We start from the raw sequence: 18874 nt of genomic DNA, 5'->3' as shown, positions 1-18874 counted from the left end.
GCCCCACAAGGGGTGCGGATCCGAATAAAGGGTGCGGCTGTACTGCCGAACCTGGGGACCCGAGCGTTGGGGGAGGTCCCTATCGTATGAAGCCCGAGGCTCTCGAAAGCCTGTGCGACTGAACCCAACTCACCTGAGCCGCCAAGTCACCTGAACGCTCGCCGTCACCTCACTCTCCCCATACTCGATCGGAACCGCCGACTCAACCTTGGCCGCCACGAACGCCACCGGCGACGGCGGGGGAGAGGCACCCCCACCCGACTCCGCGATCGACACCACACCCCCTACCCCCAGCCCCGCCCGCCCCGCGAACTGCTCGGCCTTGGCCAGCGCGTCATCCCACGCCGCATCCCGCGCCCGAGCCAGCAACCCCTCCCGATCCGACACCGCGAGATCGAGCCCACCCAACCGAACATCGTCCCCACCCGCCTCCACGGCATGTCCGATCACCACCGCCGGATCCACCCCGGCATCCGTCCGCAACCCGATCGTCAGAGCCGTACTCGCCACGTACCCCGTGATCCGCGACCCCCCACCCTCCACCCACGTCGTCTCCGTATGCACCGACAACCCCGTCGTCGCGATATCCGCCCCCGAAACCCCCTGCGCCCGCAACGCCTCCGTCACCGCCCCGGCCCGCTCCCCGGCATGCCGATACGCCAGAGCCACTGTGCTGGCCCGCGTTTCGACCGACACCGTCACCCGCATCCGGTCGGGAACCGCCGAAGCCCTCCCGTACCCCACGACGGTGACCGTCCCCGCACCCTCGGATCGCTCGTTCGCCACCACCCCTCCTTCCGTGTCGAGACTCACATAACGGACCGAAATCGCTGGTGCTTTCCGTTCCCGTCATCGTCACCCCGCACGGCTCCGTAGACTGTTCCAAACGACGAGCCATCCAGAGGAGCGATAGCGGTGGGAGTTCTATCCCGGGTCGATACGCCCGAGGACCTGCGCCGGCTGACGGTACCGGATCTGCGTGAGCTGGCGGAGGAGATCCGCGAGTTCCTGGTCCGCAAGGTCGCCGTGACGGGCGGACATCTGGGACCGAACCTCGGCGTGGTCGAACTGACCATCGCCCTGCATCGCGTCTTCGACTCGCCGACCGACCCGATCGTCTTCGACACCGGCCATCAGGCCTATGTCCACAAGATCCTCACCGGCCGCAAGGACGACTTCGAGCGCCTCCGCAAACAGGGCGGCCTGTCCGGCTACCCGAGCCGCTCGGAGAGCCCGCACGACTGGGTCGAATCCTCGCACGCCTCGGCCGCCCTCTCCTACGCCGACGGCCTCGCCAAGGCGTTCGCCCTCACCAAGCAGCGCCGCCACGTCGTCGCGGTCGTCGGCGACGGCGCCCTCACCGGCGGCATGTGCTGGGAGGCGTTGAACAACATCGCCGCCGGACCCGACCGCTCACTCATCGTGGTGGTCAACGACAACGGCCGCTCCTACTCGCCGACCATCGGCGGCCTCGCCGACCGCCTCACCGCGCTGCGCATGCAACCCGCCTACGAACAGGCCCTCGACGCCACCAGACGTTTCGTGCAGAGCATCCCGCACGTCGGCGGTTCCGCGTATTCGATGCTGCACGCCGTCAAGACCGGCATCAAGGACGCCGTCGCCCCGCAGGAGCTGTTCAGCGATCTCGGCGTGAAGTACGTCGGCCCGGTCGACGGACACGACATCGTCGCCCTCGAGGCGGCCCTGCGCCGCGCCAAGGACTTCGGCGGCCCGGTCATCGTGCACACGGTCACCCAGAAGGGCCGCGGCTACCGTCCCGCCGAGAATCACGAAGCCGACCAGATGCATTCGATCGGCGTCATCGACCCCGAGACCGGGGAACCCATGGGCGGCAAGACGATCGGCTGGACGTCGGTGTTCTCCGACGAACTCATCCGCCAGGCCGAACAGCGCGACGACATCGTCGCCATCACCGCCGCCATGTCCGGCCCCACCGGCCTCGCCCCGTTCGGAAAACGCTTCCCGGACCGCATGTTCGACGTCGGCATCGCCGAACAGCACGCCATGACCTCCGCCGCCGGACTCGCCCTGGGCGGCCTGCACCCGGTCGTCGCGATCTACTCGACATTCCTCAATCGCGCCTTCGACCAACTCCTCATGGACGTCTCGCTGCTGCACCTCCCGGTGACCCTGATCCTGGACCGCGCGGGCATCACCGGCGACGACGGCGCCAGCCACAACGGCATGTGGGACCTGTCGGTGCTCGGCATCGTCCCCGGCATCCGCGTCGCCGCCCCCCGCGACGCCGCCACCCTGCGCGAGGAACTGGCCGAGGCGCTCGCCGTCCAGGACGGCCCCACCGCCCTGCGTTTCCCGAAAGGCGCTGTCGCCGAGGACATCACGCCCGTCGAACGCCTCGACGGCATCGATGTGCTGTGCATGCCCGAGGGCGCGTCCGCGCGCGCCGTACGCGGTGACGTCCTGCTGGTCGCCGTCGGCCCGTTCGCCCACACCGCCGTCCAGGTCGCGGGAACCCTTCAGCGCGAAGGGGTTTCGGTCACCGTGGTCGACCCGCGCTGGGTGCTGCCGGTGTCGGACACCATCGTCAAACTCGCCGAGAACTACCGCCTCGTCGTCACCGTCGAGGACGGCGGCCTGCACGGCGGCGTCGGCTGCACGGTGTCGGCGAAGCTGCGCGCCGCCGGGCTGGACGTCCCGACGCGCGATCTCGGTGTGCCGCAACAGTTCCTGGAGCACGCCTCGCGCGCCCAGATCCATCAGGACCTCGGCCTCACCGCCGAGGACATCGCCCGTCGCATCACGGGCTGGCTCGCCGGAAGCGCCTGAGCGTTTCTATCGATTCCCTAACCGTTCCCGAACGGTCTCCCAGCACTGCGCTCATACCGTCGTCGGTGTTCGACAGATCGGACGAGACATCGTCCCCGAGCGCAGGAGTCCGTGCCATGTCGTTGTTCACCGTTCGCCGCCTCACCGCCGGTCTCGTGGGCAGTGCCGCCATCGTCGCGCTGGCGCTGCCCGCCGCGGCGAGCGCCCAGCCCACCGTGCCCGGCCCCCCGCCGGGCGGCGAGGTCGGCCCCGTCCCCGGCCCCCCGCCGATCGAGGTCGGCCCCGACGGCCAGCGCTACGCGATCGGCCCCGACGGCCAGCGCATCGTCATCGGCCCCGACGGCCGGGGCGAGTTCGACGGCCCCGACGGTCGCCGCGTGATCATCATCGCCCCGGGGGAGGGCGCGCCCGGCGAGCCCGGACCGTGCGCGGCCGTACCCGGCGACGACCCCGCCACCATCCACATCGACCGCGACGACACCGACGCCGAGGGCCACCACATCATCATCTGCCACCGATAGAACCCCGCGGATATCGTCGAATCGTGACGAGCAGTCGAGTTCTCGTGGTCGACGACGACGCCCGCGTGCTCACCTCGGTGGCACGCGGGCTGCGGCTGTCGGGTTTCGAGGTGCACACCGCCGTGGACGGCACGACCGCCCTGGCCGCCATCGCCGCCGACGCCCCCGCCGCCATGGTCCTGGATCTGAATATGCCCGGCCTGGACGGGGTTCAGGTCGTCACCGCCCTGCGCGCCCTCGGCAACGACATCCCCATTTGCGTGCTCAGCGCGCGGTCGGAGGTCCTCGACCGGATCGGCGCGCTCGAGGCGGGCGCCGACGACTACCTGACCAAACCCTTCGACCTGGGCGAACTCGCCGCCCGCCTGCGCGCCCTGCTGCGCCGCGTCCCCGCCCCGGCCACCGACCCCGGCCGCATCGTCGTCGGCCCGCTGACCATCCAGCCCGCCGCCCGCCGCGCCTACATCGACGATCGCCCCCTGGATCTCACCAAACGCGAATTCGACCTGCTGGCCGCCCTCGCCGCCGCCCCCGGCCAGGTCCTCAGCCGCACCCAACTCCTGAATCGCGTGTGGGGCTACGACTTTCGCACCCAGACCAAGGTCGTGGACGTCTTCGTCGCCTACCTCCGCCGCAAGATCGAGGCCACCGGCAACCCCCGCCTCATCCACACCGTCCGCGGCATCGGCTTCGTCCTGCGAGTGGAACCATGAAAACCCTTGTCTCCCTGCGCACCCGGGTCGCCTTCGCCAGCGCCGCCGCCGCCACCCTCGTCGCCGCCGCCATGTGCGCGACCTTCTTCGCCCTCGCCCCCTCGGGCACCGAACACCAGGTCGACAAGGCCGTCCGCTCCCTGCGCATCACCGCCTTCACCCCCGGCGATCCCGATTCCCCCGCCCCACCACCGAATTCGAACTCCACTTCGCCCGCCAAGCCTCCGGGTCTGGATTCCACGCCCCCCGATCTCCCAAGTGCCCCGAATTCCCCTGGCCCCCAATCGGCTTCGGCAACCGCGTCGCCCACCGGGCCTGACGAGACGGTCCTCGACTCCCCGAGCGGCCCGAAACTCGCTTCCCCGCAACCGGTTCCGCCGACCGCGCCGAACGCCCCCGCCCCGACTCCACCCCACCCACCCTTGGGCCGCTTCTTCTTCCTCACCCAACGCCCCGGCGACCCCGCCCCCGACACCCCCCTCACCTGGGACGTCCCCACCCAACTGGCCCCCGGCAACACCGTCCTCGTCGCCGCCAGCGTCCCGCAGCAGACCCTCGCTCAAACCGTAGCCGATCAGCGCACCCGCATCCTCGCCGTCGGCGCGGCCGCCATCGCCGTCGCGGCGGCCCTCGGCTGGTTCTTCGCCCACCGCGCCGTCCTCCCGCTGCGCCGCCTCACCGCCGCGACCGCGAACGTGGGAACCCGTCTGTCCCTGGACATTCCACCCACCCGAGGAACCACCGAGACCGCCGAACTCACCGCCGCCATGAACCGGATGCTCGACCGCATCGCCGCCGAACGCCGCCACACCGCCGACGCCCTCGCCGCCGCCCGCGACTTCGCCGCCACCTCGGCCCACGAACTGCGCACCCCGCTCACCTCCATGCGCACCGACCTACAGGTCCTGCGCACCATGGACCTCCCCGAACCCGACCGCCGCGAGATCCTCGACGACATCCTGACCACGCAACGCTCGGTCGAGGACACCCTGGTCGCCCTGGAACGCCTGGCCCTGGGCGAACTCACCACCGCCGACGATTTCGCCGAGGTCGACCTCGACGACCTCATCGATCAGATCGTCGAGGACGCCCACCGCACCCACCCCGGCGTCACGGTCGAGGCCACCGTCCCCGAACCCCTGCGCCTGCGCGGCCTCGGCGCGGGCCTGCGCAGCATCCTCGAGAACGCCCTCACCAACTCCGTCCGCCACGGCCACGCCACCCGCGTCGACATCACCGCGCGCCGCGCCGGCAACCACATCGAACTCACCGTCGACGACAACGGCACCGGCGTCCCCGAGCCCGACCGCGACCGCCTCTTCGACCGCTTCACCCGCGGCGACACCACCGCCGCGGGCAGCGGCCTCGGCCTCGCCCTGGTCGCCCAACAGGCCCGATTGCACGGCGGCAGGGCACAACTCACCGACTCCCCGCACGGCGGCGCCCGCCTGCGCGTCACCTTGCGGGACACCCCGGTGGATTTCTGAAACAGGTTACAGTTCGGGGCATGTCCTTCGTGCTCGTCGACAAACCGCGCCCCCAGATCGTCCTCGTCACCCTGAACCGCCCGGACCGGATGAACGCCATGGCGTTCGACGTCATGATCCCACTGCGCGAGACCCTCGAATCCGTCGCCGCCGACAACGACGTCCGCGTGGTCGTCCTCACCGGCGCGGGCCACGGTTTCTGCTCCGGCGCGGATCTGCAAGGGGCGGGCAAGGTTCCGAACATCGACGGCCTCACCCGCACCACGATCGCCCGCCGCTCCATGGACCTGCTCAACGACGTCATGCTCACCCTGCGCCGCATGCATCAACCGGTCATCGCGGCGGTCAACGGCGCGGCCATCGGCGGCGGCCTGTGCCTGGCCATGGCCACCGACCTGCGAATCGCGGGCGCCGACGCCTACTTTCGCGCCGCGGGCATCAACAACGGCCTGACCTCCGCCGAACTCGGCCTCAGCTTCCTGCTGCCGCGCGCGATCGGCTCCACCCGCGCGTTCGAGATCATGCTGTCCGGCCGCGACGTCGACGCCGCCGAGGCCGAACGCATCGGCCTCGTTTCCCGCACGGTCCCCACCGCCGAACTTCTCGACACCGCATACGAATTGGCCGACCGCATCATCGGTTACAGCCGCGTCGGCATCGAATTGACCAAACGTATGCTTTGGAGCGGCCTCGAGGCGGGCTCCTACGAATCGCAGATGCAACACGAGGGCATGTCGCAGCTGTACGTGCGACTCACCACCGAGAATTTCGACGAGGCCATTCGCGCCCGCCGCGACCGCCGCCCACCCGTGTTCGAGGATTAACGCGGCCGATACTCGTCGGATATCGCGAGCAGCAATGCGGCGGAATCGCTTTCGCTCAACGCCACCCGCCGCAATTCCGCGAGCACGGCCCGGTACTTCTCGACCTCCGCCGCCCGCTCGAGATACAGTTCGCCCGTGTATTCCTCGATCGACACGATCGGCGGTTCCATCATCCGGGTCTGGCTCAGCATCGGAAACTCCAAGAGCGAGAACGACCCGACCAGCGACCCGATATGGCTGCGCGCGTTGAACGGAATCACGCGGATCGACACATTCGATCGCTGCCCGATCTTCACGAGATGATGACGCTGTTCGTCCATCACCGCGAATCCGCCCCATTCCTCGCGAATCGCCGCCTCGGACACCATGATCTCGACCGCGAATGTCGGATCGTCGACGCGCCGTTGCCGTCGCACCTCCGCCTCGATGCGCGCCTCGATCCGCTCGGTGGGCAGGTGCGGGCACTCGGTCCACGCGATCGCGCGCCGGTAGTCGACGGTCCGGACGACCGACGGCAGCAGCACGACCTCCCACACCGTCAGCCGCGCCGCCGCGTTCTCCAGCATCGTGCGCGGATCGAAATCGTAAGGGCCGCGGTCGAGATGGGCCCGCCACCATCCGCCGCCGTATTTGGCCGTCGCGCGGACCTCCCGGGCCAATGCCAATATGGCACGGCGATTCTCGTCGGACACGCCGTAGTGATCGCACAACGTATTCATATAGAGATCATTGGCCGAACGCGCCGACAGCCCGTCCTCGATTCGTCCCATGGTTTGCGGGGAGATTCCCAGTATCCGCGCCGCCTGGCCCTGACTCACCTCCGCCTTCTTGCGCAACGCGTGCAATTGCCGACCCAACGCCCGGCGCGCGAGCGTAGAACCCTCTGCGACCATTCGTTTCCTCGCTCTCTCTCGGCTGCCATTGTTCGAAAGGGCCTCGGCACCCGGGGAACCGGGCGTAGTTCCGCCGCCGTTCTGCGGGGGCCGTAGTCGGTCCGGCGGCCCATCCTCGAAGGGACCGTGGAATGGCCGGGGTGCCGAGGCAACTCAAGGATGCCGGTAAGGGTCGGCGCGAGAAAACTGCCGAATCCGCACCAAAGTCGGCACAAGCCAGGTAATTTGGCGGTTCCACAGTTGGTCGCAGGGGAGAGATGGGCCACGACATGAATCTTGAATGGACACCTGAAGAGGTACGCGCGCTGCGCGTCGCGATGCGCCAGAGCCCGCGAGAATTCGGCAAAACGGTGGCAGTGACCACGCGAACGGTCACATACTGGGAGAGCGGCCGGACAAGCAACATCCAGGCCGCGAACAAGAGAAGCTTGGACGCGGCGTTGGAGAACGCTCCGTCACAAGTACAGCAACGTTTCCGGCGGGCCGTCTTCGGGACGGAGGCCAGCGATGACGTGGTCCGCGTGTCGGACGTACCCGCCGGTGAGGAGGTGGGCGACGTGCTGCGGCGCGAGTTCCTCATGAATGTGTCGGTTGCCGGTGTCGGGGCCGTGGTGGGCCTCGAAATGACAAGGCACAGTTTGAATCAGGCATTGGAAGCGGGGCCGGAGATCGATCTTGCGGATTGGTATCAGATCGTTCGGGACTACGGGTATCTGTCGCAGACGGAGGCTCCGGTTCGGCTGTACGAACTGCTGCGCACCGATCTGCTGAGTCTGCAAGCGGCTTTGACGGCCGCGTCGGACGTGGATCGGCGTCGGGAGCTGTACCGGGTCGGAGCGTTCCTGAGCCAGACGATGGCGGAAGGCGTTCGAAATGTCGGTAAGGGACCCGAAGCCGGAAGATGGTGGCGCACAGCGCGTTACGCGGCGGACGCGTCAGGCGATCCCCACGCGATGCTCTGGGTGCGCGGTCGCGAGGCCATTTACGGCATGTACGACGGCCGTGCGCCCGAACAGATCGTCGCCAGCGTCGACGCGACGGAGGAACTGATGGCGAAGGGGCCGGTCATCGGCTTGCCGAGCCTGCTCTCGGCCCGAGCCCAAGCGTACGGAATGCTCGGTCGAGCCCAGGAGGCGGAGGCGGATCTCGTCAAGTTGCGAGATGTCTTCGCGCAGTTGCCCAGTGAGGTGATCAACGACCAGGGTAATCACTGCTGGGCACACGGGGAGGAAAGAGTCCGGTTCACCGAGAGCTACGTCTGGTCTCATCTCGGCAATGTCGAGGCCGCCGAGCAGGCCCAGAACGCCGCCTTGGCGTTGTACGAGGCCAGGCGGGTGCGTGCGATCGCTCAAATCGAGATACAACGCGCCCTGTGCATGGTGCAGAGCGGTGATTTCGATGGGGGAGCACGGTATGCGGCGACCGTGGTGAACGACCTTCCCGCCGAGCATCACACCTGGGGCTCGACCGGATTGAGCGAAAGCGTCCTGTCCGCCATCCCGGTCGAGGACCGAAACCGCCCAGCCGCAAAGGAATTGCGCGACGTCATCATCCGAACGGAGAACCTCAACCGCCAGAACCGGTCCGTCCTGTCCTGACCACCGGAACCTGTCGCCCCCGCCCGCTACCATCCCGCGTATGCCAATCAAACTCGAGAACGTAGCCATCGCGGTCCGCGACCTCGACGCCGCGATCGCCTTCTTCACCGACCTCGGCCTCACGGTCCTCGGCCGCGACACCGTCAGCGGGGAGTGGGCCGACACCACCGTCGGTCTCGACGGCAACCACACCAAGATCGCCATGCTCCAAACCCCGGACGGCCAGGGCCGCGTCGAACTCTTCGAGTACATCCACCCCCCAGCCATCGAAACCACCCCCACCCTCCCCAACGAAATCGGCATGCACCGCATCGCCTTCTCGGTAGACGACCTCGACAAATCCCTCGAAATAGCCGCCCGCCACAACTGCCACCCCCTCCGAGGCGTAGCCAACTACGAAAACATCTACAAACTCACCTACCTCCGAGGCCCCAGCGACATCCTGGTAATGCTCGCCCAAGACCTGACCCAAAACCCCTGACCCCCAACCCCTTTCGCCCCGACATCCCACCGCCGCCCGGGTCGCGCAACTTCACCCCCTACCCCCTGGCCTGGGATTCCGCAGCGCCCCGGCGAGCTGCCCGAGGGTGGGCACAATCATCAGTGCGATCAGGTGCGATGTGACGTGATCCAGCAAAGGTCGACGCACATCGACATTCACGAAACCACCCCCAACACGCCGGGTGCCGTGAACCCCGACGGAATGGCGAACTCCGGGTGAGGGTTGAGGCTGAGTCGGTACATGACTCGTTCGCCGGTGAACGCTGCCCGTCCGTGCAACCACCGATGGTTGTGCAGTACATAGCCCTCTCCAGGCTCGAGGCCGAACCTGACGGTGTGGCGGTCGATCGCGGCGTCGAATGTCGGCAGCCATCGCCGGACCTCCGGCGAGTACTTGACCAGGTTGTCGCGGCGATAGCGGATCCGGATCCGCCCACCCTGCGCGTGCTCGAAAACAGAGCCCAGATGGCCCGAAGCGCGATGCACTCGCCGCCCCTTGTGCTCTTGCGACCACAGAGAACGAGCAACAGCGCTGGGGGTTCCAGCACTCCGGACCGGTCGGTGTGGGGCGGTAGGGATCCGGTGCCGAATCCCTCGAATCCGAGCCGCTGCGCGAGTCCCGCTCGGTGTCGCAGCGCGGTGACGCCGTCATGGTCGCTGTCCCGGTGGGGGACGATTTGCCCGAGGGACGCTCCCAACGCAACCATTTGCTCGCGCGTGCGAATTTTGTCGAATCTGTCCATCCCGTCAGTGGCGAGGGCTGTCGCCACCCGTGCCGCCCAATCCTGGTGTAGCTCAACCATCATGCCGAAGCCGTGCGCTCGGCGCGTTTGCCGTGTCCACTGACGAACTGTCACCGCCAACCGCCCGGCCAGCGGCAGGCGCGGTGCTAGCGTCGCGGGCATGACCTCCGGATACGTGCCGCACATGTACTCGATCTCGATCAAGGGCGTTGTCGCGCGTGACGGGCGGGTGCTGCTGCTGAAGAACGAGCGCGAAGAATGGGAGTTGCCAGGCGGCAGAATCGAACCCGACGAAACACCGGAAGAGTGCGTGGCCCGCGAGATCACCGAAGAGACACAGTGGCCGGTCACGACGGGGCCGATTCTCGACTCGTGGATCTACTACATCAACGAGGCCGAACGACACGTATTCATCGTGACCTACGGCTGCTTTCCGGACACCGACGCTGAGCCGGTGCTTTCCCACGAGCACAAAGAGGTCGGTTTGTTCGCCGAGGACGAGATAGCCGCGCTCAACATGCCCGAGGGCTACAAGCGGTCGATCATGGCGTGGTTCGCGCAACTGAGGGCAGCGGAAAGCGTCTAGGGGGCGGACCAGTGGCCGACACCCGATCGTGGCCATCGGTCGTCCCGGCTTCCACCGCGATAGCGACCAGGGACTTGCCCACGATCCTCCGGGCGTACCGGCGCATCAACGGCATGAGCCAGGTGGCGCTGGCGGAATTGCTGGGCTACGACAAGTCGTACGTGTCCATGCTCGAGACGGGACGCCGAGCGATCAACGATGTCGGCACCCGTAGGCACATAGCCGCTCGCCTCTCACTGCCTGCTCATGTGCTCGGCGTGACCGACGTCGACGATGCCGAGTACCGGGCAATGCTCCAGTTCGGCAACAGCACCGTGCGTCTCGCCGAAATCGCCAGACAGGCCGGTCGGGCGGTCGAAGCGGTCAACGAACTATGGCCCCTGGTGGCGCGTCTCGAAGCGCGAGCGGCCGAAGGTCAGATGGAACGCGATAGCCTGGCACTACTCGCCCGAGCGCGCGTCGCGCTCGGAGTCTCACTCGGCACCGTGTTGCCCGAGGAGCGTCTGTCGTCCGCGGCACGATGGACCGGACTGGCAGTGGAAATAGCTGCCCGCCTTGATGATTCGAACTTCTACGCACATGCCCTTCGAATGCATGGGAATGAGTTGCGAAAGGCCGGCCGTCCCGGCGCCGCGGTAGCCCGACTCGACCACTCCCTACAGTTGTCGAACGATCCAGCCGACCGAGGCAGTTCGCTCGCCTTCATCTGCCGAGCCGTAGGCGAACTCGGCGACGCTGAGCGATTCGACACCGCGCTGAGCGACTACCGCAACTTGCTCGACAAGAACACCGGTAGCGGCTTGCTGTTCCAGCCATTCACGCTGCGAGAGATCCTACTTCGTGGGCTCATGGGCACCGGACGGATCATGCGAGCGTGCAGCCTGGTCCACCGCAAGGCCGGGAGACCGGCCGCGCCACAGTGGTACACCATCGAACGGGTGACCACGGGCGAAGTCCTCGTGGAAAGCCGAAACATCGAGGGCGCCGTCGACGCGTTCACCGACGCAATCGACTCCGCGGAACGTCATCGGCTGCCCCATCAGATCCAACGCGCAGTTCGCGCGAGCGTGAAAGCCGGACTGGTAGACGTAGCTGATGCCGGGCGGGCGGCTCTCGCGCGCAACCAGTCAAGGCTCAGCGCGCGGTAGCCCAATCTGCGGACGGGGCCGCTGTTTCGAGCATCGGTGCGGCCTTGGAGACGAACCCGCCGCCCCGGCTCCAACGCGCAACTACACCCCCTGCCCGCGCCCCTGCTATGCGCCGCCGCCCGCCCCTGGCCCATGGCTTCGCCTGCCGCTGCCTCGATCCCCGATGTGCGACTTCACCCGCCGCGCTCTCCGTCCCTGACTCGGAATTCCCCAGCGCCCCGGCGAGCTGCCCGAAGGCCACGGCGTAGCCGACCCAGCACTGCCAGCGCCGCGTAAGGCCCGCGCAAGAACCCCCCTGCCACCGTGGGTTCATGACCTGGCACAACGGCCGACGAGCGAACGGGCGGACCTTTCTGGTGACCGGAGCCAGCGCGGGCATCGGCTACTTCGTCGCCGAGCAGCTCGCCGCCACCGGCGCGACCATCGTCCTGGCCTGCCGCAACCCCGCCAAGGCCGACCTCGCGATGGCCACCATCCGCACCCGCGTCCCGGCCGCGCGCCTGCGATCGGTCCCCCTGGATCTGGCGGACCTGTCCACCCTCCCCGCCACGGCCGACGCCCTGCCGGTCGACCGCCTCGACGCGATCGTCCTCAACGCCGGGATCCTCCTCGACGATCCCGAACGCCACACGACCTCCCAGGGCCACGAATCCATGTTCGCCACAAACCATCTCGCGCACTTCGCCCTGACCGCCCACCTGGCCCCGCGCCTCGCCCCGAACGGCCGCGTGGTCACCGTCGGCAGCTACGCCGCCCGCTCCGAACGCCTCGACCTCGCCGACCTGAACTCCGCACACGACTACCGCCCCAAACGAACCTACGCCCGCTCGAAACTGGCGCAGATGATCTTCGCCTTCGAACTGGACCGCCGCCTCCGCGCCCGAGGCTCCGACATCGCCAGCATCGTCGCCCACCCCGGCGGCGCCCTCGACTCCCTCACCCCCTCCCGGCCCCCGCTGTTCACCCACCCCCGACGCCTCCGCGCCCTCCCCGCGGCCCTCGCCCTGCACGGCAAACACCAGGGCGCCGAAACCATCGTCCGAACCGTACTGGACCCGTACATCACCGGCGGACAACTCTGGGGCCCAGGGGTTCTCGGCCTCCGTGGCCACCCCCACCGAGAAACCCCGCACCCCCACATGACCGACCCCACCACCGCCGCCGCCCTCTGGACCGCCAGCGTCACTCGCACCGGCACGAACCCCTTCACGGCGGCATCGAGTCCCGAGCGCTAGCCGGACACACCCGATCGCAACGAAGCGAGACCGGCCTCGGCACACGCGTCGTCCTGTTCGGGCGAACCCCCACTGACCGCGATCGCGCCGACCACCGCCTCCCCGCGCCGAATCACCCGAGACCCGGCCCCCACCACGATCGGCGCCCCCGCAACCTCGTTCACCTGCGCGAACAGTCCGGGCCACGCCTGCTGCATCCGCAGCAACTCACCCCCGTCGCGCTGGAACAACGCGACCCCCGACGCCTTCGCCGGGGCGATCCGAGCCGACAGCGGCGGCGCACCATCCATCCGATCGACCACCACCACATGCCCGCCGCTGTCGACGACCGCGACCGTGACACGCGCGCCGAGCCGAGCGGCATGGTCCTGGACGCTGGCGCTCATGGCCCGCGCCTGCTCCGAATTGATCGACATCCCTGCACCTTTCGAAACCCATGTAAAAAAGCTTGGTCCGACCAAGAGTAGCCGCATTCGTGGGTCCAGCCAAGAGATTGATTAGACTCCGGGCATGGAGCTGGACGACACACCCGCTCGCCTGCGGGACAAACCGACCTGGTTGATCAGCAAGACGGCCGCACGCGCACACCGCCTCATCGGCGAGGCCATGGCCGAGATCGACGGCCGCGCTTACCATTTCGCGATCCTCGCCGCCCTCGACGAATTCGGCCCCGCCAGCCAGACCCGGATCGGCCAACGCTGCGGGATCGACCAGAGCGATATGCACGCCATGCTCGCGGAACTCACCGACCAGGGCCACGTCTCCCGCGCCCCCGACCCAGCCGACCGCCGCCGCAACCTGATCACCCTCACCCGCTCCGGCCGCAAACGCCTCGAGAAACTGGACGCGTCCCTCACCGCCGTCCAAGCCGACCTCCTCGCCCCCCTGTCGGCCGCGGACCGAAAACGACTCGCGGAGTTGCTCATTCGCGTTCTCCGGTAGCCCGGCCACCCGAGTCCCGGGAAGTTCATCGGGCGACGGTCCAGCTCGCCCTCACCGAGCGACGAAACATCGTATGGTTACCCGACCGCACCCGGTAAGGAGACAGATGAGCCCCACGGTAACCGACGACCAAATCAAGGCCCTGGCCGCGACAGCGAAGCCCTACACCCTGGTACTTCTGCACTGGACGCCAGAGCGAACCATGGACGGCGCCGACGCGATCGAACTCGAGCATCAGCGCCGCATGGTCTCCCTACGCGCCGACGGCGTGATCGCCGTCCTCTGCCCGGTCGCCTCCGACTCCGTAGCAGGCGTCGCGATCCTGACCGTGCCCGCCGACGAAGCCACCGAGCTCATGGCCGTGGACCCCTGCGTGCGCGCGGGAATGATGCGCTGCGAGGTACACCCGTGCCACGGCTTCCCGGGCGACACCCTCCCCACCTGACTCACCACGATGCTGCATGTTTCGCTCCTGTCTGGTTCGCGTGCTCCTTGAACGAGACACCCCCCGAATTCCTGACAACCCCGACCGTGACATGGCTCACTCGTACCGGCCCCCGAGATCGTGATATGTATGCCCTACGAAAGCCCCGGCACGTCGCCGCGGCCCGAACAGCACGGGGGAGCCATGGCCGCGATAGCGAAATTCGGTGCGATCGCCCTCGACAGCCGAGACCCACGCCGCCTAGCCGAGTTCTACCGAGCCCTCCTGGACTTCGAAATCCGTTACGAGTCAGACGAACTCGTCGCCCTCCAAGGCGCGGGCATCTTCCTCACCATAGAACACGTCGCCGACCACGAACCCCCCGACTGGCCCGACAACAAAATCCCCAAACAAATGCACCTCGACCTCTTCGTCCCCGACCTGGACGAAGCCGAACAAGCCGCAATAGCCTGCGGCGCAACCAAACCCGCCTTCCAACCTTCCCCCTCCCGCTGGCGCGTCCTCCTCGACCCGTCGGGCCACCCCTTCTGCCTCACGGTCCCACCGACCGCCTGAACCCGTGCCCACCCTGATCCTCTCCCCGCGCTACTCCGACGACTCCCGCCGCATGCGCACCGCCGCCATCACCGCGGGCTGGGATGTCCTACGCCTAACGTCTTGGCGCATCCCCGAAGACGAGCCGACCGCCCCGACCGCCCTCTACGGCGAGCCCCTCTTCGCCGAGATGATCGCCGCCCAACTGAACCTCGCCCTCCTCGACGCCCCCGAGGACTGGCTGCCCAACCTCCCATTCCCCCTGCGGCAGCGCGAGATTCGAATCTCCACCCTCGGCGAAGCGAGAACCCACCCCGACCCCGTCTTCGTCAAACCGGCCGACGGCCGAAAAGGCTTCCCCGGCAAGGTCTACCACCACGGCACGGGCCTACCCACCCCCGAAGCCTGCCCCGACGACACCCCCGTCATGCTCGCCGAACCCGTCCACTGGCAGTCGGAGTTCCGCTGCTTCGTCAAGGACAACACCATCCAGACGATCTCCCCCTACCGCCGCCACGGCGAACCCCTCACCACCTGGACCGCAACCACCCAAGAACTCGACTCCGTCCACACCTGCGCCCAAAGGCTTTTCGACGAGGTCCCCCTCCCACCCTCCCTGGTAGTCGACATCGGCCTCATCGAAAACCGCGGCTGGGCAGTAGTGGAAGCCAACACCCCCTACGGCTCCGGCCTCTACGGCTGCGACCCCCACCGAGTCCTCGAAGTCCTCGCCCGCGGCTGTATTCCCCGAAAGTCGCTGTCGGACAACGACGCCCACTGGGCCGCGCCCGCGCTTCGATTCGACTGACTCTGCGTCACCCCCTGTACGGCGGGTAGCCCCACTCCTCGGCGGTCAGGTACGGGTCGTCGTGCCAGGGGTCGCCATACTTCTCATACGGATTTCCCAGCGAGTCCAGCCTCTTTCGCCCGAACTCGGTTATCTCCGCCCTGAAAACCTCACTCGAGCCGATTTCCTCTTCCGGAATTCCCAGGTAACCCGGTATACCGTTGTACCCCAAGGCAATCCGACGCATACCCTCATCGATCGACACATCCCACGGTTCCCACGACCTGCCGCCGCCCGGGAACGCGCCGAGCCGGATGTACCCCTCCTCGGCGAAACGCCGGATGATACGCAGGACGAACTCCCGGCTGTAGCGCTCCGGATAGAACCGCCGCACCGCCTTTTCGAACTCAGCGAGCGGCGCCCAGTCGTCGGAGACGCCGAAGAGGAGGAAGTGCTCCATTACAGGGTCGGTGGCTGTCATCAGAACCGAGCTCCAAACCTCACGTGCCTCCCTGTAAGCCGCCGATCACATACTGTCCGGACCAGAATCTCCCGCTCGTAGGGAGGGAACCGGACGGCGGCCACGACCATGGTCGTACACCCGCTACCTCTCGAGGACCACCGCGCCACCACGGAATCATCCACCCCAGCGACCTCGGACCGATACCCATCCCCTCGCGCCCGGGCGACGATTGCCCTGTCGAACCAAGCGTCCAGGAGGAACAATGACCGCCATCAAATCGGGAACCTACATCGGTGCCACCGCCGCGGAGCTCCGCGACAAGAACACCCCCGACAAGGCGGCGGCCCTCGTCAGCCAGAAGGCCCTGTTCCACCGCCGCGGCAAGATCGTCCTCGACCCCCACACCCTCCTGTTGTCGGCCTGGAACGATTCCGGCGACCTGCTCCTGCGCCCCACCGACATCACCGCGATCGAGCGAAAGTTCACCGACCACTACGGCCGCTTCGTCGGCGGCCTCCTCAACTCCGGCAAACCCCTGATCCTGCACACCGTCCCGGTCGGCGAGATCTACCTCCTCATCGACCGCAACGAATTCCTCGAAACCACCCGAAACAAGACCTGGGCCGAAGCCCTCCTCGACTGGCAGTCCACCGGCACGACACACACGAATTGAACTGTGCCGCAACGACTGCCGACTAGCGCGATTCGATAAGTGGGCGCGCGACAGCCTGGCGATCGCGCTCGACCTCAGCCCAGAATCAACCGCGTCGCAGTCTCGACGATATCGGCGCGAGTACCCGTGTTGTGATCGGCGGCGATCAGATAATTAGCGATGACCAAGGAGAAGGCGAGCATGCTGCGGGCCTCGACATCGCGCGGGTCGTCGCTGATCGTGCCGATGAGATCGCGCAGATAGTCCATGCGGCGGTTGTCGACCCTGCGGAGCCGCTCGGCGACCGCCGGATCGCGCCGCGCCCATTCCCGCACGGCGAGATCGAGGGGGAGTAGCTCTCTGGAGAAGGTCAGCCTGCCCGCACTGCGCACCTTGCTCTCGGCGTCGCCGCCCTCCCGCTCGACGCGCTGCCTGACCTCGTCGATGCTGCGATGCTCCCACGTGTCGAGGACGGCATCGAGCAAGTCCTGACGGCTGTCGAACTGCCGATAGAACCCGCCCCTGGTCACGCCAAGTTGCGCCGCGAGGGTCTCCACGCGCACGGCATCCGGCCCCGACTCGGACAGGATCGCCATGGCGGCGTCGATCCAGGCGTGACGGGGGTTCCGCACCGGTGGGGCCATCGGTAGTCGACCAATCTCGTGGGGTTCGAAGTACTGCCCATCATAGATGCAGTACAGTACTGTATCTATCGCGGGGTCGATCTCGTCCCGCCGATCGGAAAGGAATCCCCATGCCGCGCAACGGAATCGCAGAGCCGGACGTCGACCTCGAGCCGTCGCCGAGGGTCGAGGCCCTCGCCATCACTCCCGAGATCCTCGCCCGCAGCACGCTGCCCGACATCCAGCACACCGACGCCCACCTGCTCCACATCGCCCGTGCCGCCGACCGCTCGGCCGAGCAGTGGGCGCGCGCGATCATGGAGGAGGTGCCCGCCGAGGTCCGTACGACACTCGAGCGCGCCTGGCAGTCCATCGCCCTGCGCCTGACCCCCGGCGCCCCGCACACCGTCGCGGGCTGGTCGATTGCACACTCCGGTACGGACTACGTCCTGCTCCAGGCGGAATCCGCCCTCGATTTCGAAGGCCAACTCCTGTTCGAGTGCCGCGAAAATGCCGTTCTCCTGGCGACTTTCGTCCGCTATCGCGACCCGGCCGCGTCAACGGTCTGGGAACGCGCCCTGCCGTCCCACCTGGGGTTCGTGCGAGCGTTGCTGGAGCGGGTCGCCCAGTATGAGTAGCGGTATTGAGTAGATCGGCGGATTCGGGCACCCCCGTGCGGCCGATACCGTGATCGGAATCCGAACGGCTACAGGAGGTTTCGCGATGATCACGGAAATGATGCGCAGGCTGGCGGCGGTGGCCGCGCTCGGCATGCTCGGGGTGACCGCGTCGATGGGCGTCGCTCGAGCCGATGAAACCAGCTTCACTTGGGACACGATCCACCGCGGCGACTGCCGGATGTACGGTGCGACCTGGACGATCCACTCCGACGGCACGGCGACGTTCGACGGCAACCTGCTGTCCTCCACCGGCGGCGACGCCTGGCTCATGCACGCCGAACTGTTCGACCACGACGACGCCTACCTGGCCAACCTGACCGTCGACGGCCCACCCGCCGACCCGGGCGACATCGGCAAATTCGTCATGAACCTACAGTTCGCCCACCGTGACACCCACTGGATCACCTACGGCAAGTACGACCGCAACCTCTACCCGCTGATCGGCTCGATGAAGCTGCGATCGGACTGCTGACGGCGCTCCCGCGCACACCGGCGATCCATCCCGGATCCCCAGAATCCTCACGCCCACAACCCGATCGCCGAGCACGAAGACCAGCGCCGGGCAATGACGCCACCGGCGTCCGGGACTCGCACCCGACCGGGAAACCGGGCCGATACGAGCCGTCAGCGGTCCACGCGGGCGCCCTCGAACCGACCGCGAGCAAACGCCGACTCGCCGGGGCACGCCGTC

The 18874-nt window shown here is 67.6% G+C and carries 23 protein-coding genes; 17 read left to right on the top strand and 6 right to left on the bottom strand.

Going from position 1 to position 18874, the window contains the following annotated elements; translation table 11 throughout:
* Positions 1-129 precede the first annotated feature (129 nt).
* The gene (locus ACWDSJ_RS18985) at positions 130-786 is read right to left on the bottom strand and encodes an SIMPL domain-containing protein (protein ID WP_450033367.1); all 657 of its coding nucleotides are present in this window, start codon (positions 784-786) and stop codon (positions 130-132) included.
* 129 nt (positions 787-915) lie between these two features.
* Here ACWDSJ_RS18985 and dxs point away from each other — a divergent pair, with 129 nt between their 5' ends.
* From dxs to ACWDSJ_RS18960, 5 genes are all read left to right on the top strand, one after another.
* Positions 916-2808 carry a 1-deoxy-D-xylulose-5-phosphate synthase gene (gene dxs / locus ACWDSJ_RS18980; RefSeq protein WP_450033366.1) on the top strand — a complete coding sequence of 631 codons (1893 nt, stop codon included), beginning with the start codon at positions 916-918 and terminating at the stop codon, positions 2806-2808.
* A gap of 116 nt (positions 2809-2924) precedes the next feature.
* Entirely contained in the window at positions 2925-3329 is a 405-nt protein-coding gene (locus ACWDSJ_RS18975) for a hypothetical protein (protein ID WP_450033365.1), read from the top strand.
* A 23-nt stretch (positions 3330-3352) separates the two neighbouring features.
* Complete coding sequence (locus ACWDSJ_RS18970) at positions 3353-4042, top strand: response regulator transcription factor (RefSeq protein ID WP_450033364.1); 690 nt, start codon at positions 3353-3355, stop codon at positions 4040-4042.
* Positions 4039-5529, top strand: coding sequence for an ATP-binding protein (locus ACWDSJ_RS18965; RefSeq protein WP_450033363.1), 1491 nt, complete (start codon positions 4039-4041; stop codon positions 5527-5529). Before ACWDSJ_RS18970 ends, ACWDSJ_RS18965 begins: the two co-directional genes overlap by 4 nt.
* Before the next feature lie 20 nt (positions 5530-5549).
* Complete coding sequence (locus ACWDSJ_RS18960) at positions 5550-6353, top strand: enoyl-CoA hydratase (RefSeq protein WP_450033362.1); 804 nt, start codon at positions 5550-5552, stop codon at positions 6351-6353.
* On the opposite strand, the gene ACWDSJ_RS18955 is transcribed toward ACWDSJ_RS18960, so the two are convergent.
* Complete coding sequence (locus ACWDSJ_RS18955) at positions 6350-7246, bottom strand: helix-turn-helix domain-containing protein (protein ID WP_450033361.1); 897 nt, start codon at positions 7244-7246, stop codon at positions 6350-6352. The two genes, ACWDSJ_RS18960 and ACWDSJ_RS18955, sit on opposite strands and share 4 nt — an antisense overlap.
* Before the next feature lie 257 nt (positions 7247-7503).
* Between ACWDSJ_RS18955 and ACWDSJ_RS18950 the strand changes: the two genes are divergently transcribed.
* Entirely contained in the window at positions 7504-8844 is a 1341-nt protein-coding gene (locus ACWDSJ_RS18950) for a hypothetical protein (protein ID WP_450033360.1), read from the top strand.
* A 40-nt stretch (positions 8845-8884) separates the two neighbouring features.
* On the top strand, positions 8885-9325 hold the full coding sequence (locus tag ACWDSJ_RS18945; RefSeq protein WP_450033359.1) for a VOC family protein: 441 nt from the start codon (positions 8885-8887) through the stop codon (positions 9323-9325).
* A gap of 176 nt (positions 9326-9501) precedes the next feature.
* On the opposite strand, the gene ACWDSJ_RS18940 is transcribed toward ACWDSJ_RS18945, so the two are convergent.
* Positions 9502-9831, bottom strand: coding sequence for a TauD/TfdA family dioxygenase (locus tag ACWDSJ_RS18940; RefSeq protein ID WP_450033358.1), 330 nt, complete (start codon positions 9829-9831; stop codon positions 9502-9504).
* Positions 9832-10248: 417 nt separating this feature from the next.
* Here ACWDSJ_RS18940 and ACWDSJ_RS18935 point away from each other — a divergent pair, with 417 nt between their 5' ends.
* The 3 genes from ACWDSJ_RS18935 to ACWDSJ_RS18925 all read left to right on the top strand — a co-directional run bounded on the left by ACWDSJ_RS18935 (position 10249) and on the right by ACWDSJ_RS18925 (position 13057).
* Positions 10249-10674, top strand: a complete 426-nt coding sequence (locus tag ACWDSJ_RS18935; RefSeq protein ID WP_450033357.1) for an NUDIX hydrolase — start codon at positions 10249-10251, stop codon at positions 10672-10674.
* A gap of 74 nt (positions 10675-10748) precedes the next feature.
* Positions 10749-11822, top strand: coding sequence for a helix-turn-helix domain-containing protein (locus ACWDSJ_RS18930; protein ID WP_450033356.1), 1074 nt, complete (start codon positions 10749-10751; stop codon positions 11820-11822).
* A 311-nt stretch (positions 11823-12133) separates the two neighbouring features.
* Positions 12134-13057 (top strand): SDR family NAD(P)-dependent oxidoreductase, encoded by a 924-nt coding sequence (locus tag ACWDSJ_RS18925; RefSeq protein WP_450033355.1) that lies wholly within the window; start codon positions 12134-12136, stop codon positions 13055-13057.
* On the opposite strand, the gene ACWDSJ_RS18920 is transcribed toward ACWDSJ_RS18925, so the two are convergent.
* The gene (locus ACWDSJ_RS18920) at positions 13054-13473 is read right to left on the bottom strand and encodes a GlcG/HbpS family heme-binding protein (protein WP_450033354.1); all 420 of its coding nucleotides are present in this window, start codon (positions 13471-13473) and stop codon (positions 13054-13056) included. The genes ACWDSJ_RS18925 and ACWDSJ_RS18920 overlap by 4 nt on opposite strands.
* A gap of 94 nt (positions 13474-13567) precedes the next feature.
* On the opposite strand from ACWDSJ_RS18920, the gene ACWDSJ_RS18915 reads away from it, so the two are divergent.
* The 4 genes from ACWDSJ_RS18915 (at position 13568) to ACWDSJ_RS18900 (ending at position 15786) form a co-directional block, all read left to right on the top strand.
* Entirely contained in the window at positions 13568-13999 is a 432-nt protein-coding gene (locus ACWDSJ_RS18915; protein ID WP_450033353.1) for a MarR family winged helix-turn-helix transcriptional regulator, read from the top strand.
* 106 nt (positions 14000-14105) lie between these two features.
* Positions 14106-14444, top strand: coding sequence for a hypothetical protein (locus tag ACWDSJ_RS18910; protein ID WP_450033352.1), 339 nt, complete (start codon positions 14106-14108; stop codon positions 14442-14444).
* 129 nt (positions 14445-14573) lie between these two features.
* On the top strand, positions 14574-14999 hold the full coding sequence (locus tag ACWDSJ_RS18905) for a VOC family protein (protein ID WP_450033351.1): 426 nt from the start codon (positions 14574-14576) through the stop codon (positions 14997-14999).
* A gap of 4 nt (positions 15000-15003) precedes the next feature.
* The gene (locus tag ACWDSJ_RS18900) at positions 15004-15786 is read left to right on the top strand and encodes an ATP-grasp domain-containing protein (protein ID WP_450033350.1); all 783 of its coding nucleotides are present in this window, start codon (positions 15004-15006) and stop codon (positions 15784-15786) included.
* 7 nt (positions 15787-15793) lie between these two features.
* On the opposite strand, the gene ACWDSJ_RS18895 is transcribed toward ACWDSJ_RS18900, so the two are convergent.
* Positions 15794-16246, bottom strand: a complete 453-nt coding sequence (locus ACWDSJ_RS18895) for a hypothetical protein (protein WP_450033349.1) — start codon at positions 16244-16246, stop codon at positions 15794-15796.
* A 244-nt stretch (positions 16247-16490) separates the two neighbouring features.
* On the opposite strand from ACWDSJ_RS18895, the gene ACWDSJ_RS18890 reads away from it, so the two are divergent.
* Positions 16491-16901 carry a hypothetical protein gene (locus tag ACWDSJ_RS18890; protein WP_450033348.1) on the top strand — a complete coding sequence of 137 codons (411 nt, stop codon included), beginning with the start codon at positions 16491-16493 and terminating at the stop codon, positions 16899-16901.
* A gap of 74 nt (positions 16902-16975) precedes the next feature.
* Here the strand turns inward: ACWDSJ_RS18890 and ACWDSJ_RS18885 are convergent, their stop codons facing one another.
* Positions 16976-17524, bottom strand: a complete 549-nt coding sequence (locus tag ACWDSJ_RS18885; RefSeq protein WP_450033347.1) for a TetR/AcrR family transcriptional regulator — start codon at positions 17522-17524, stop codon at positions 16976-16978.
* A 110-nt stretch (positions 17525-17634) separates the two neighbouring features.
* Here ACWDSJ_RS18885 and ACWDSJ_RS18880 point away from each other — a divergent pair, with 110 nt between their 5' ends.
* Complete coding sequence (locus ACWDSJ_RS18880; protein WP_450033346.1) at positions 17635-18141, top strand: hypothetical protein; 507 nt, start codon at positions 17635-17637, stop codon at positions 18139-18141.
* An 85-nt stretch (positions 18142-18226) separates the two neighbouring features.
* On the top strand, positions 18227-18655 hold the full coding sequence (locus ACWDSJ_RS18875; RefSeq protein ID WP_387356617.1) for a DUF6294 family protein: 429 nt from the start codon (positions 18227-18229) through the stop codon (positions 18653-18655).
* Positions 18656-18874: the final 219 nt, after the last annotated feature.

The organism is Nocardia sp. NPDC003482, assembly GCF_053588115.1.
This window is presented reverse-complemented; position numbering and strand designations above follow the sequence as displayed.